Genomic DNA, 14,022 nt, shown 5'->3' on the forward strand with positions numbered 1-14,022 from the left:
GTTGTTCAGTTCGGCACGCGCTCGTCGTGCTCGCTCGGGTGCGGCGGCGTACCGTCTTCTGGCAGTTCGCTGCGCGCCCCGTCCGGATTGGGTTCGGCCTCGGCAGGTTCGATAAGGTCATCCACGGGGTCAGCGCCTTCGCTGGCCTGCTGTCGCGGCTGGACGTCGAAACCATTGGCGGTTTCGGCGCCCTCGGTTCGTTCGGTGCTCTCGGTGCTCTCACCGGCGACCGGCGCTACCATCTCGCCAGCCTCGGCCGCCAGCCCTTCCGGCTGGCCTGCAACGCCCTGCGCCACGGGCGGTTGCAGCTCGGCAGCTTGCTGTTCCGCGGCGGGCGCCGGAACCGCCACAGGATCGGCAAACGCCTCCTCGTCGGCGCTGACTGGCTTGATCGCGGCCAGCTCCTCGAAATCGATGGCCTGCTGTTCCAGCAGGGCAGCCTGGGCCTGCGCCTGGGCGTCTTCCAGCGGCGGCAGTTCATCCAGCGTACGCAGGCCGAGATCGTCCAGGAACGCCTTGGTGGTCGCGTACAGCGCCGGCCGGCCCGGCACGTCGCGGTGGCCGATGACCTCGATCCAGCTGCGGTCTTCCAGCTTCTTGATCACTTCCGTGCTGACGGTCACCCCGCGGATCTCTTCGATATCGCCGCGGGTCACCGGCTGCCGGTAGGCAATGATCGCCAGCGTTTCCATCACCGCACGCGAATACTTTGGCGGTTTTTCCGGATTGAGGCGATCAAGGTATTCACGCATTTCCGGGCGGCTCTGGAAACGCCAACCGCTCGCCAGGGCCACCAGTTCCACACCGCGCTGGCGCCAGTCCTGGCGCAGCTCGTCGAGCAGCACGCGGATCGTGTCCGCACCGACGTCATCGTCAAACAGCCGTCGCAGATCATTGACGCGCAAGGGCTCCTGCGCGCAGATCAGCGCCGTCTCGAGGACGATCTTCGCCTCTTGGGTATTCATGTTGATGGTGTGCAGCCTGTCTTTGCACCTGCTCCCGGACGGATCCGGGGCACCGGAGATTTTGGATACAGCGATGCCGAATGCCATCGCCATCTCATTGCGCAGCTAACCCGGATGCCTGCCGCATCCAAGCCGTGCACTTCCCTTTCTTTGCATCGAATGCCGGGTCGGTCCGGCAGGAGATCGTTCGCAGGCCGTCTTGGGCCGGTCAGCGAACCCCTTGCGTCGCGCGCCCGCACTCAACGGACGATGCTGTCGGCGAACTGAACGCCTCGGACGCAAGAAAAAACGGATATCGGGAGCAAGGCCGGCATCTCCAACACCGCGGTGCCAGCCGGACTTTTGAGCCAGATCTTTTGAACCGGATGGACCGCGGGACGGGCCGGGCCTCGAAAACCTTCCGCTTCCCGTAGCCCCTGAGCGCGCCTTCTGATATGAAGGCCGCCTGGCGCTGCTCGCCACATCGCGCCGCGCGATACCGCAATGCAGGCGATTGTATGGCATTCCCGCCCCAGCCTGCAACCATCATCCGTTGCGCCATGCGGCGGCGGCGCCTCAGAACACCAGGCAGAAACCCTGCCCGGCCAGGGAATGTGGCAGCAGCACCGCTCGGGCGATGCCCAGCCCGCCGAACGCCATCACCGCGACCCCAGCCCCCAGGCGTATGCCACGCCGCCTGGACAGCGTGCGCAGGTAGCCCGACAGGCCGGACAGCACCAGCAGGTTGGGCAGCGTGCCCAGCCCGAACACGCCCATCACCAGCGCCCCCGAGCCGGCGTTGCCCGCCAGCAGTGCCAGCGTCAGCGCGCCATAGACCATGCCGCACGGCACCAGGCCCCAGGCCAGCCCCACCCCATAGCGCCGCGCCAGCCCGCCACGGGCCCGCACGAATGCCGGCATGCCGCCGGCCAGGCGGCCCAGCTGGCCAGCCACCGTAGCGGTGGCGCATGCCGCCAAGCGCTCGAGCCAGGCCAGGGTGAACGCATTGCCCTGAAGCAGCCGCCAGCCCGACCACAGCAGCATGGCGCTGCCCGCACCGAACAGCCAGCGCTGCACCGGCAGGTAGTCCTGCTTCCATGCGGTGGCACCGACCGCGCCCAACAACGCACCCAGCAGCATATAGGTCGAGATCCTGCCGATGTGCATTGCCAGCAACTCACCGAACCACGCGGTCCGGTTTTTCACGAAGTTCACCGTCGCGATGGCGTCGCGCCGCTGTTCCACCGCGAGGGCAAGGCCGCCACACATGGCGGCACAATGCACCCCGCCAAGCAGGGCCAGCAGAAAAACGCTAATAAGCACACCAAATGTCAATTCTGACTCCCTGCCGCATCACATCGCACGGTAAAATGTTGGGGTCGTGCCCTCGCAGCCATTCTTGCAGGTTCCAATTGCTCACCTCCATTCCCATTACCGAGATGTCGCCCCGTTGCTCCACATGCGCGATGGGGCAACTGTGCCTTCCGGTAGGCATGTCCCAGCAAGATCTTGCCAAGATGGACACGCTGGTGCAGGAACGCATTCGCGTTCATAAAGGCGAGACCCTGTACCGCATGGGCGATCCGCTCACCGCTGTCTATGCCATCCGCTTCGGTACGCTGAAGACGCACGTCACCACCGAAGACGGCCGTTCGCAGATTACCGGCTTCCACCTCCCCGGCGAAATCGTCGGCCTCGACGGGCTGGGTGAAATGCAGCACGCATCGGATGCCACGGCGCTGGAAGATACCGAAGTCTGCGTGGTGCGCATGAACGAACTGCAGACCTTGTCCGCCGGGCTGCCGTCGCTGCAGCACCAGTTCCTGCGCCTGATGGGCAAGGAGATCACGCACGACCAGCTGATGCTCGTGACGCTGGGCTCAATGCGCGCCGAGGAACGGCTGGCCGCCTTCCTGATCAACCTGTCCGAGCGCCTGTCGGCGCGCGGTTATTCGGCCTCCGAATTCGTCATGCGCATGAGCCGCGAAGAGATCGGCAGCTACCTGGGCCTGAAGCTCGAAACCGTCAGCCGCCTGTTCTCCCGCTTTGCCGAAGCGGGCCTGATCCAGATTCGCCAGCGCCACGTCAAGCTGGTGGACATCGCCGGCATCAAGCAACTCTACAGCCGCTCCTGCTGAGCGCGCATCGCACTGCCATCGCCGCACCGGCGATGGCAATTTCAAACGTCATTCAAGTTCGTCGGTATCGCTGAGCCGGGTCGGCATGGTGTAGAGCGTGAGCCCGCTGGACAGCGCGCAGAACGCCCACGCCAACAGGAAGCCGATCGTATAGACCGACTCGCGTGACGCGTCGACCGGGTGGCCGAAGAACTTCAGGTCGCCCGGATCCACGACCGAAAAGACCGTCGCGGTTGCAAAGCCCGCCATCAGGAACCCGGGCCACAGTACCCACATCAGCCAGCGCAGCCTCATGGTTGCCTCGCTGCGGCAGCCTTGCGCGGCGCGGCTCCGACCTTCTCGACCACCAGTCCATGCCGCGTTGCCCCCTGCACCGGCAGGTCAGGATGCGAGGACGCGAGCCAGATGGTCACGCCACACGCCACCATCGCCACCAGCGGGCCGCTCATCAACAGCCACGGCCACGGTTCCTTCCACCACGGATTGCCTTGCCGATTCATCTTGCCCCCCTTATCTGCAGCGGTGCGGCGCGGATCCATAACCGCGCCACACCATCCTAGCTTTACAAATCGCGCGGCACGATAAAACTGGTGGATTGCCGGATTTCGGCACTCCCCCGCTCCGTGCCTTCGCTCGTGACCGTCACGCTGATCTTGTGCGTACCCTGCGCCGCGTTCTCAATCGGAACGCGGATGCGGATCGGCAACAGCCGGTTGGAGGTCGGCGCCAGCGCTTCGGCCTGCTTGTCGTATTCAACCGTCAGGTTCTTCAGCTCGTCGCTGTCGGCGCGCACGCTGATGCGCATCGGTCCTTCGGTCGTGTTGATCAGCTGCAGCCGATAGACGTTCTCGATCCAGCGCCCTTCCACTTCGCGGCCCAGCGCGCCGCGGTCGCGGATGATGTCCACCTTCAGCGGCGTGCGCAGCGCAATCGAGGCCACGAAGCCCGCCATCAACGCAATCCAGATCACCGAATAGATGATCACGCGCGGACGCAGCAGCCGCTTGCGCGACGCCGCCGCGGACAGGCCCTTGCGCATCGCGTCTTCCGAGGTGTACCGGATCAGGCCGCGCGGATAGTCCATCTTGTCCATGACCTGGTTGCAGGCGTCGATGCAGGCGCCGCAGCCGATGCACTCGTACTGCAGGCCGTCGCGGATATCGATCCCGGTCGGGCACACCTGCACGCAGATGCTGCAGTTGACGCAATCGCCCAGGCCCGCCTTGTAGTGGTCGGTCTTGCGCGAACGACTGCCGCGCGGCTCGCCGCGGCCAACGTCGTAGGTGACGACATAGGTGTCGCGGTCCACCATCACGCTCTGGAAGCGCGCATACGGGCACATGTACTTGCACACCTGCTCGCGCATGAAGCCGGCGTTGCCCCAGGTGGCGAACGCGTAGAACAGCATCCAGAACGCCTGCCATGGCCCGAGCGAGAGCGCCAGTACCTCTCCGCCCAACTCGCGGATCGGCGCGAAATAGCCGATGAAGGTAAATCCGGTCCACAGCGCGATCAGTACCCACAGGAAGTGCTTGGTCGCTTTCAGGCGCAGCTTGCGCAGGCTCCAGGGATCACCGTCCAGGCGAATGCGTGCGATGCGATCGCCCTCGATCCGCCGCTCGATCCACATGAAGATCTCGGTGTAGACCGTCTGCGGACAGGCGTAACCGCAGAAGAGGCGCCCCGCGATCGCCGTGAACAGGAACAGCGCCAGCGCCGAAATGACCAGCAGCACCGCCAGGTAGATGACGTCCTGCGGCCACAGCACCAGCCCGAAGATGTAGAACTTGCGCGCCCCAAGGTCGAACAGCACGGCCTGGCGGCCATTCCATTGCAGCCAGGGCGTGCCGTAGTAGACCAGCTGGGTCAGGATCACCAGCCAGACCCGCCAGCTGGAAAAGGCGCCCGTCACCGAGCGCGGATAGATCTTGCGGCGGACCTCATACAGTGTTTCGTCAGAGGATTCGCCAGGCACAGCAGCCGACCGCTGTGGGTCGGCCGCCCGGGCCATCTCTTGCCTCCCGGGTGCGTTCATGGGCGTGGTCTCCCGCGGGCGGCCAGCGCCCGCTCACATGAGTCGCCTGTCATTGCCCGGCACCTCCGCCGGTATTGGACAGCCCCCAGACATAGGCGGTCAGCATCCGGATGCGCTCGGGCGTCAGGATTTCCTCATGCGCGGGCATGTGGTTGTTATGCCCCTTCAGGATGGCGTCGACGATGCTGGCTTCCGAGCTGCCATAGAGCCAGACCTTGTCGGACAGGTTCGGCGCACCCAGTGCCTGGTTGCCCTTGCCGCCGGCACCGTGGCAAGCCGCGCAGGTCGACTTGAAGGTGCCCTCGCCACGCGAGGCACGAATCGGATCCGACGACAGGCCCGACAGAGAACGCACGTACTGCGCTACGTCCCCTGCCAGCTTGGCGTCGATGGTCGCGGCAAACGGAGGCATGACGCCATTGCGGCCCTTCGTGATGGTCTGCTGGATCGTTTCCGGCTCGCCGCCGTAGAGCCAGTCGCCGTCGGTCAGGTTCGGGAAGCCGCGGCTGCCGCGTGCATCGGAACCATGGCATTGCGCGCAGTAGTTCAGGAACAGGCGCTGGCCGATCTCGCGCGCCTGCGGGTCGCCCGCCACCTGCTTGACGTCCATCTTCAGGTACTTGGCATAGATCTCCTTCTGCATCTGCTCCTGCGCCGCGCGGTGGGCGGCCAGTTCGCCTTGCGTCGAGGACTTCAGCACGCCGGCGTACGAACCCAGGCCGGGGTAGAGCACCAGGTAGGCCAGCCCGAAAATGCAGGTCAGCAGGAACATCCACATCCACCAGCGCGGCAGCGGGTTGTTCAGCTCGCGCAGGTCGCCGTCCCAGACGTGGCCGGTGTCCTCGGTGGCGCCGGCGGTCTTGGTGATCTTGCGTTGCGAGAACAGCAGCCAGACGCACCAGACGATGCCGACGAGCGCGATCGCGGCAATGTAGTAACTCCAGAAATCGGAAAAGAAATCGCTCATGGCTAGGTGTTCCGGCTCGATGTTGTCGTGGTTTCGTCAGGCAGTGCGAACGGCAGCATGGCGGATTCCCGATTGGCGGACTGCCGGCCGGCGGACCACGCCCACCAGCAGATCCCCAGGAAGACGACCATCGACACGACGGTCGCAATGGCAGTGATCATGGCCATGGCTTACTCCTTGGCCGGTGCCGGGGCAGCGGCGGTTTCAACGCGCACGTTGCGGCGGTTGGTGCCCAGCCCTTGCAGGTAGGCCACCAGCGCGTCTTCCTCGGTCTTGCCCTTGAGCTCGTCCGGTGCCTTTGCAATCCCGGCTTCGCTGTAGGGGACGCCCAGCTTGACCAGTGCGCGCATGCGCGCCTGGATATCGTTGGTGGGCAACTCGGCCTTTTCGAGCCACGGGTAAGACGGCATCACCGATTCCGGCACCACATCGCGCGGATTGCGCAGGTGGATGCGTTGCCAGTCATCCGAATAGCGGCCGCCGACGCGCGCCAGGTCAGGCCCGGTACGCTTGGAGCCCCACAGGAACGGATGGTCGAAGACCGACTCGCCAGCGGTGGAGAAGTGGCCGTAGCGCTCGGTCTCGGCCTGCAGCGTGCGCACCTGCTGCGAGTGGCAGCCGACGCAGCCTTCGCGGATATAGATATCCCGGCCCATCAGCCGCAGCGGCGAATACGGGGTGATACCCGGATCCGGCTCGGTGGTGGAGTGCTGGAAGAACAGCGGCACGATCTGGACCAGACCCGCGATGCTGACCACGAGGATCGTGCAGATGATCAGCCAGCCGATGTTCTTCTCCAGCGTTTCGTGGGAGAAGAATCTTTGTTTGTCGGACATCTTTCTATCCTGGATTGATCAGTGGGCAGAGGCAGGAATGCTGGCCGGGATCGGTGCATCCACGGCACGCTTGCCGACGATGGTCTTGACCGTGTTGTACGCCATCAGCAGCATGCCGGACAGGAAGCAGACGCCACCGAGCAGGCGGATCAGGTAGAACGGGTACTTGGCTTTGACCGCTTCCACGAAGGCGTAGGTCAGCGTGCCGTCAGGCTGGGTGGCACGCCACATCAGGCCCTCCATCACGCCGGCGATCCACATCGAGGCGATGTAGAGCACCACGCCGATGGTCGCGATCCAGAAGTGCCACTCGATCAGGCGCACGCTGTACATCTGCTTCTCGCCAAAGAGCCGCGGAATCAGGTAATACAGCGAACCGATGGAGATCATCGCCACCCAGCCCAGCGCGCCCGAGTGCACGTGGCCGATGGTCCAGTCCGTGTAGTGCGACAGCGCGTTGACGGTCTTGATCGACATCATCGAGCCTTCGAACGTGGCCATGCCGTAGAACGACAGCGCCACCACCAGGAACTTCAGGATCGGGTCGGTGCGCAGTTTGTGCCAGGCGCCCGACAGGGTCATGATGCCGTTGATCATGCCGCCCCACGAGGGCGCCAGCAGGATCAGCGAAAACACCATGCCGAGCGACTGCGCCCAGTCCGGCAGCGCGGTGTACTGCAGGTGGTGCGGACCGGCCCACATGTAGGTGAAGTTCAGCGCCCAGAAGTGGACGATGGACAGGCGGTAGGAGTAGATCGGGCGCTCGGCCTGCTTGGGAATGAAGTAGTACATCATCCCGAGGAAGCTGGTGGTCAGGAAAAAGCCCACCGCGTTATGGCCGTACCACCACTGGATCATGGCGTCCTGCACGCCGGCGTAGGCCGAGTAGGACTTCCACAGCGACACCGGCATCTCGATGTTGTTGACGATATGCAGCAGCGCGATGGTCAGGATGTAGGCGCCGAAGAACCAGTTGGCCACGTAGATGTGTTTGGTCTTGCGCTTGACGATGGTGCCGAAGAACACGATCGCGTAGGCGACCCAGACCGCGGTGATCAGCAGGTCGATTGGCCATTCCAGTTCGGCGTATTCCTTGGAGCTGGTGATGCCCAGCGGCAGCGTGATGGCGGCGGCGACGATGACCAGCTGCCAGCCCCAGAACGTGAAGGCGGCCAGCGGGCCGCAGAACAGCCGTGTCTGGCAGGTACGCTGGACCACGTAGTACGACGTGGCGAACAGCGCGCTACCACCAAAGGCAAAGATCACCGCATTGGTATGCAGCGGCCGCAGGCGGCCGAACGACAGCCAGGGCGTGTTGAAGTTGAGTTCCGGCCAGATCAGCTGTGCTGCCAGCAGCACGCCGACGGCCATGCCGACGATCCCCCAGACTACTGTCATGACAGCGAACTGTCTTACGACGCCGTAATTGAAGGTGTCGACGCGTGAAGACGCGGCAGTGACATCCATTCAGACCCCCAAGCTTAGAGAAGAGAAAAAACCTACTGACGGTGTGACTTTAAAAAAACCGTACGGTCGGTGCGTTGATCTTTATCAAGTCGGTCAGGGCACCTGGTGAACCTCGCCGGCATTGCCATGTCGGAGGCGCACGGCGGCGCACTCACGGCTTGTCGTTGTCCAGCAAAATCGATTCGGCGGGCCGGTCCAGGTCGTCATACTGCCCCGCATGCAAGGCCCACCAGAGCGCGCCGGCGATCACCACGACCAGCACCAGGCTCATCGGCACCAGCAGGTAGAGCGTTTCCATCGTCAGCTTCCCTTGCGCCCGGCGCGCAGCAGGCGCCAGGCGTTGGCCACCACCAGCAGCGACGACAGCGACATGCCGATGCCGGCCATCCAGGCCGTGACAAAACCTGTCGCCGCCAGCGGAATGGCAACCACGTTGTAGAAGAAGGCCCAGCCCAGGTTCTGGCGCACCACGCGACGCGTCTTGCGCGATACCGCCAGCGCGGTGGCGATCTCGGCCACGCCGCCGTGCGTCAGCACTGCGTCGGCACCGGCCTGCGCCAGCGGCGCGCCGCTGCCGATCGCTACCGACACCTGGGCCTGCGCCAGCACCGGCGCATCGTTGATGCCGTCGCCTACCGCGAGCACCACCGCTCCGCCCTGCTGCAGCCGCGCCACATAGTCGCGCTTGCCTTCGGGCGTCACTTCGCCGGCCACGCAGTCGATGCCGAAGTGCGATCCCCACCAATCCACCGCCGCGGCGTTGTCGCCCGAGACCAGATGGCAGCGCACGCCCAGCTCGCGCAACCGTGCGAGCAACTGCGGCGTCTGCTGCCGCTCGATATCGGCGAGCACGAAGCGCGCGAGCGGGCCGGAATCAGCGCCCAGCCACACCACGGTGGCACCGGGATGGGCCGGTTCACCGCCGTGCGCCGGGGCCTGCCTGCCATCGGGCGCCAGCGCTGCCACGAAATCGGCACGGCCGAGCCGCAGGCGACTGCCACCCACCACAGCCTCCAGCCCCTGGCCGGGCACGTTGCGCATGCCAGTTACCTGGATGGGCAGGCCAGTGTTGTCTTGCACCGCAGCCACCAGCGCGCGCGCGATCGGATGTTCGCCCCCGCGTTCCATCGCCGCGGCCAGTGCCAGGCAGCGCGCCTGGTCGAGGTCGGCCAAAGGTTGCACCCCGGCCACGGCAAAGCAGCCTTCGGTCAGCGTTCCGGTCTTGTCGAGCACCACGTCGGTCACGCGCGCCAGCGTTTCGAGCGCATGGGCGCGCGTCAGCAGCACGCCGCACCGCGACAGCGCCGCACCGGCCGCGGCCAGCGCCGCCGGCGTAGCCAGCGACAGTGCGCACGGGCAGCTGACCACCAGCACCGCAATCGTCACCAGCAATGCGCGTGAAGGATCGATCCACAGGCCCCACACCACGCCGGTCAGCGCCGCCAGTGCGAGCAGCGTGGCCACGAACCAGCTCGCGACGCGGTCGGCCAGCGTCGCCAGGCGCGGCTTCTCCGCCAGCGCGCGGTCCAGCACGGCGACGATCTCGGCCAAACGGGTGCCGGCGCCGACGCGCGTGACGCGCACTTCCAGCGGGCTCGCGGTGTTGTAGCAGCCGGCCAGCACGGTTTCCCCGGCGCAGCGGCGCACCGGGCGGCTCTCGCCGGTCAGCATGGATTCATCGAGCTCGCTCGCGCCCGCCACGACGGTGCCGTCGGCGGGAACGATCTCGCCCGCCTTGACCCGGATAAGGTCGCCCACGCGCAGGCGCGCCACCGGCACGCGCTCGCCCGTGGTGCCCATGCCGGGCAGTCGTTCACAGGTGGCGGGCAGCTGGCGCGCCAGCATCTCGGCGCCGCTGCGCGACGCCTGTCGCACGCGCAGTTCCAAGTAGCGGGCCAGCAGCAGGAAGGCGACGAACATCGTCACCGAATCGAAATAGACTTCGCCGATGCCGCGCACGGTGGCCAGCGCACTGGCGACAAAGCCCGCGCCGACGCCGATGGCCACGGGCACGTCCATGCCCATATGACGCTGGCGCAGGCTGCGCCAGGCGCCGGCAAAGATCGGCGAGGCTGCATAGAACACGACCGGCAGCGTCAGCGCGAAGCTGGCCCAGCGCATCAGTTGCAGCTGGCCCGGGTCGATGGTGGCTTCGTGGGTGTAGATCGGCCACGCGTACATCATCACCTGCATCATGCCTAGCATGGCGACGGCCATGCGCATCAGCAGGCCGCGGCGGGCGCGGCGGTCCTGCTGGTCGGTGCGCGAGACTTCGAACGGCCAGGCCATGTAGCCGATGCCGGCCAGCGCGGCCAGCAGCCCCGCCACCGTCTGGGCGCCGTCGCGCCAGCGCACCACCACGCGCCGGGTGGCGACGTTGGCGACCGCGGATTCCACCCCCGGCTGCCGGCTGAGGTGCTGTTCGATCAGCCACGCACAGGCGGCGCAGCGGATGTTCTCCGGCGCCAGCGTGATCTCGGCGCGGCCGCCGTCCAGCGGCCGCACGAACTGGTTGCGCAGCTCAGGGGTGTCGTAGGCGGCCCAGATCGGCTCGGCCTCGCGCCGGGCATCGTCGTCGATCGGGCGGGCAAATCGGGCTTCATCGCCGTAGAGATGGGAAAAACCGGCGGCGTGCAGCGTCTGGGCCAAGGCCTGGCATCCGCCGCAACAGAACACGCGGCGGGTGCCGTCCAGTGCGGCGGCGAGCGGCTCCGGATCGGTTACGGGGAGGCCGCAATGGAAGCACGCAAGCTGCGCGCCGCTGCCGGCCAAGGCACTACCCGCCGGATCGCGGAGCGCTGGCGAGGGGTTGGAGGCCAGCAGGCTGGCAGGGGGGCTGGTGGCTGGGGACGGCATGGGGACCTTTTTTACCCAGTGCAGGGTATAGGGAGGTCCCGGCATCGACCTTGATATAGGTCAATGCGGCCCGGCTATCGTCGCGCCGGGCCGGAAAAAACACTCAGGTGAGCGAGGTGTCCATGGTGCGGCGCTCGGACTCCAGGTACTCACGCGACTGCATCTCGATGATGCGCGACACGGTCCGGTGGAACTCGTTGGCCATCTGGCCTTCGGTGTAGAGCTCGTCCGCGGGCACTTCAGCCGACATCAGCAGCTTGACCTTATGGTCATAGAAGACGTCGATCAGCCAGGTGAAGCGGCGAGCCTCCGACGACATGCGCGGCGTCATGCGCGGCACGTCGGACAGAATCACAGTATGGAACTGGGACGCCAGCTCCAGGTAGTCGTTCTGTGAGCGTGGGCCGCCGCACAGCGTGGCGAAGTCAAACCACACAACGCCGTTGGCCTTGCGCAGCGCGCGCAGCTCGCGGTGCTCGATATGCAGCAGCGGCGATTCGTCGGCCACGCCGGCGATCGAGGTAAAGGCATCGCGCAGCGCGGAACTGGCGTTGGCGCCGAGCGGCGTGTGGTACGCCTGCACCTGCTCCAGCGCGCGCTTGCGGTAATCGATGCCCGCGTCGACATTGAGCACGTCGAGCTTCTGCTGCAGCAGCGCGATGGCCGGCAGCACGCGGTCGCGGTGCAGGCCATCCGGATACAGCAGATCCGGGCGGTAGTTGGAGGTCATCACGAACTGCACGCCGTTTTCGAACATCTGCTGCAGCAGGCGGTGCAGGATCATCGCGTCGGCGACGTCGCTGACGTGGAATTCATCGAAGCAGATCAGCCGGAAGCGGCGCGCGATACGTTTAGCCAGCTCGTCCAGCGGATCCGGGCGGCCGCGCAGCTCTTCGAGCTGGCGATGGACCTCGCGCATGAACTCGTGGAAATGCAGCCGCGTCTTGCGCACCACCGGCACGCAGGTATAGAAGCTGTCCATCAGGAAGGACTTGCCGCGCCCCACCCCACCCCACAGGTAGACGCCCTTGGGCACGTCGGGACGGACCAGCAGCTTCTTCAGCGCGTTGTTGCGGCGGCTCTTGTAGGCCACCCACTCGTCGTAGCACTGCTGCAGCCGGGCCACGGCGCGCAGTTGCGCTTCGTCGGACTGGTAGCCGCGCTCCTTCAGTTCCTTCTCGTAGTACTCGGTGACGTTCATGCTAAGGGGTCCCTGCGGGACGGCCCGCAAGTGAAAACGGCGCGCCGCGGATGCGGCGCGCCGGTACTCAGGCAATGCGAAGCATTCGCCTTACATATTAAGCTGACGCTTGTCGACGGCCAGCGCGGCTTCGCGCATGACTTCCGACATCGACGGGTGCGGATGGCAGACGCGGCCGATATCCTCGCTGGCGGCCTTGAACTCCATCGCTACCACGGCTTCAGCGATCAGGTCCGAAGCGTTGGCAGCCACGATGTGCACGCCCAGGATTTCGTCGGTCTTGGCATCGGCCAGCATCTTGACGAAGCCCTCCGGATGGCCCATGCCCAGCGCACGGCCGTTGGCCATGAACGGGAACTGGCCAGCCTTGAACTCACGGCCTTCGGCCTTGAGCTGGGCTTCGGTCTTGCCAACCCATGCGATTTCCGGGAAGGTGTAGATCACCCACGGAATGCAGTTGTAATCGATGTGCGGCTTCTGGCCGGCGATGCGCTCGGCCACGGCCACGCCTTCGTCCTCGGCCTTGTGCGCCAGCATCGGGCCGCGCACCACGTCGCCGATGGCCCACAGACCCGGCACCTTGGTGGCGCAGTGGTCGTCGACCTCGATGAAACCGCGCTGGTCCACGCCCAGGCCGACAGCGTCCAGGCCCAGGTTGTCGGTGTTGGGCACGCGGCCGACCGAGACGATCAGGCGATCGACTTCCAGCGTCTGCGCGGCGCCGTCCTTGTCGGTATAGCCGACGGTGACGCCATTCTTGCCGGTCTTGACTTCGGTGACATTGACGCCGAGGCTGAACTTCAGGCCCTGCTTGGTCAACAGCTTCTGCGCCTCCTTGGCCACGCCTTCATCGCAGGCGCCCAGGAAGGCCGGCAGCGCTTCCAGCACGGTCACGTCGGCACCCAGGCGGCGCCATACCGAGCCCAGCTCCAGGCCGATCACGCCGGCGCCGATCACGCCCAGCTTCTTCGGCACGGACGGGAACTTGAGCGCGCCCTCGTTATCGCTGATGAGGTCGTTGTCAACGAGGATGCCCGGCAGGTGGCGAGCCTTCGAGCCAGTGGCGATGATCACCTGCTTGGCGGTCACGACTTCACCGGCGATCTCGACCTGGAAGCCCTCGGCGGTCTTGCCAACGAACTTGCCGTAGCCCTTGAGCAGCGTCACCTTGTTCTTGCGGAACAGGAACTCGATGCCCTTGGTCATCCTGCCGACGACGTCATCCTTGCGCTTGAGCATCTTGGCCACGTCGACCTTGACGTCGCTCACGGTGATGCCGTGGTCGCCCAGGTGGTGCTGGACGTTCTCGACCTCTTCCGAGGAAGCCAGCAGCGCCTTGGAGGGGATGCAGCCCACGTTCAGGCAGGTGCCGCCCAGGCGCGGTTCGCTCTTGGGATCGTCGTACGCGTTGCCTTCGCAGCAGGCCACGTTCAGGCCCAGCTGGCCGGCACGGATCGCGGCGATATAGCCGCCGGGGCCGGCGCCGATCACCAGCACGTCGAATTGTTTGCTCATGGATTTCCTTTGTGGGCGCCGGCAGCATGTGCCGGCGCGCCGTCAACACTGGAGATGCGAGAT

14 protein-coding genes are annotated in these 14,022 nt (G+C 65.7%); 1 reads left to right on the top strand and 13 read right to left on the bottom strand.

Features of this window, described 5'->3' with window-relative positions; all coding sequences use genetic code 11:
- Window positions 1-5: 5 nt before the first annotated feature.
- Both scpB and AC10V3_RS13185 read right to left on the bottom strand, forming a co-directional pair.
- The gene (gene scpB, locus AC10V3_RS13180) at window positions 6-965 is read right to left on the bottom strand and encodes an SMC-Scp complex subunit ScpB (protein ID WP_041681523.1); all 960 of its coding nucleotides are present in this window, start codon (window positions 963-965) and stop codon (window positions 6-8) included.
- 555 nt (window positions 966-1,520) lie between these two features.
- Window positions 1,521-2,279: a sulfite exporter TauE/SafE family protein gene (locus AC10V3_RS13185; RefSeq protein WP_022535717.1), complete on the bottom strand. Its 759-nt coding sequence runs from the start codon at window positions 2,277-2,279 to the stop codon at window positions 1,521-1,523.
- A 77-nt stretch (window positions 2,280-2,356) separates the two neighbouring features.
- Between AC10V3_RS13185 and fnr the strand changes: the two genes are divergently transcribed.
- The gene (gene fnr, locus AC10V3_RS13190) at window positions 2,357-3,082 is read left to right on the top strand and encodes a fumarate/nitrate reduction transcriptional regulator Fnr (RefSeq protein WP_022535718.1); all 726 of its coding nucleotides are present in this window, start codon (window positions 2,357-2,359) and stop codon (window positions 3,080-3,082) included.
- Window positions 3,083-3,130: 48 nt separating this feature from the next.
- Here the strand turns inward: fnr and AC10V3_RS13195 are convergent, their stop codons facing one another.
- The 11 genes from AC10V3_RS13195 to lpdA all read right to left on the bottom strand — a co-directional run bounded on the left by AC10V3_RS13195 (window position 3,131) and on the right by lpdA (window position 13,959).
- The gene (locus tag AC10V3_RS13195; RefSeq protein ID WP_022535719.1) at window positions 3,131-3,376 is read right to left on the bottom strand and encodes a hypothetical protein; all 246 of its coding nucleotides are present in this window, start codon (window positions 3,374-3,376) and stop codon (window positions 3,131-3,133) included.
- On the bottom strand, window positions 3,373-3,582 hold the full coding sequence (locus AC10V3_RS13200) for a FixH family protein (protein WP_041681524.1): 210 nt from the start codon (window positions 3,580-3,582) through the stop codon (window positions 3,373-3,375). The genes AC10V3_RS13195 and AC10V3_RS13200 overlap by 4 nt, the downstream gene beginning before the upstream one ends.
- A 62-nt stretch (window positions 3,583-3,644) precedes the next feature.
- On the bottom strand, window positions 3,645-5,093 hold the full coding sequence (gene ccoG / locus AC10V3_RS13205; RefSeq protein WP_022535721.1) for a cytochrome c oxidase accessory protein CcoG: 1,449 nt from the start codon (window positions 5,091-5,093) through the stop codon (window positions 3,645-3,647).
- 73 nt (window positions 5,094-5,166) lie between these two features.
- Window positions 5,167-6,084 carry a cytochrome-c oxidase, cbb3-type subunit III gene (gene ccoP, locus AC10V3_RS13210; RefSeq protein WP_022535722.1) on the bottom strand — a complete coding sequence of 306 codons (918 nt, stop codon included), beginning with the start codon at window positions 6,082-6,084 and terminating at the stop codon, window positions 5,167-5,169.
- Window positions 6,085-6,086: 2 nt separating this feature from the next.
- Entirely contained in the window at window positions 6,087-6,251 is a 165-nt protein-coding gene (locus AC10V3_RS13215) for a cbb3-type cytochrome oxidase subunit 3 (RefSeq protein WP_022535723.1), read from the bottom strand.
- A 3-nt stretch (window positions 6,252-6,254) separates the two neighbouring features.
- A complete protein-coding gene (gene ccoO / locus AC10V3_RS13220; RefSeq protein WP_022535724.1) occupies window positions 6,255-6,920 on the bottom strand; it encodes a cytochrome-c oxidase, cbb3-type subunit II in 666 nt (221 codons plus the stop codon).
- 18 nt (window positions 6,921-6,938) lie between these two features.
- Window positions 6,939-8,387: a cytochrome-c oxidase, cbb3-type subunit I gene (gene ccoN, locus AC10V3_RS13225; RefSeq protein WP_022535725.1), complete on the bottom strand. Its 1,449-nt coding sequence runs from the start codon at window positions 8,385-8,387 to the stop codon at window positions 6,939-6,941.
- Window positions 8,388-8,538: 151 nt separating this feature from the next.
- Window positions 8,539-8,685, bottom strand: a complete 147-nt coding sequence (gene ccoS, locus AC10V3_RS13230; RefSeq protein ID WP_010809469.1) for a cbb3-type cytochrome oxidase assembly protein CcoS — start codon at window positions 8,683-8,685, stop codon at window positions 8,539-8,541.
- Window positions 8,686-8,687: 2 nt separating this feature from the next.
- Window positions 8,688-11,243 (bottom strand): heavy metal translocating P-type ATPase, encoded by a 2,556-nt coding sequence (locus AC10V3_RS13235; RefSeq protein ID WP_349604288.1) that lies wholly within the window; start codon window positions 11,241-11,243, stop codon window positions 8,688-8,690.
- A gap of 103 nt (window positions 11,244-11,346) precedes the next feature.
- Entirely contained in the window at window positions 11,347-12,444 is a 1,098-nt protein-coding gene (zapE, locus tag AC10V3_RS13240; RefSeq protein WP_041681093.1) for a cell division protein ZapE, read from the bottom strand.
- Between the two features lie 90 nt (window positions 12,445-12,534).
- Window positions 12,535-13,959, bottom strand: coding sequence for a dihydrolipoyl dehydrogenase (gene lpdA, locus AC10V3_RS13245; protein ID WP_490922309.1), 1,425 nt, complete (start codon window positions 13,957-13,959; stop codon window positions 12,535-12,537).
- Between the last annotated feature and the right edge of the window lie 63 nt (window positions 13,960-14,022).

The organism is Cupriavidus sp. PB-02, from assembly GCF_058252315.1.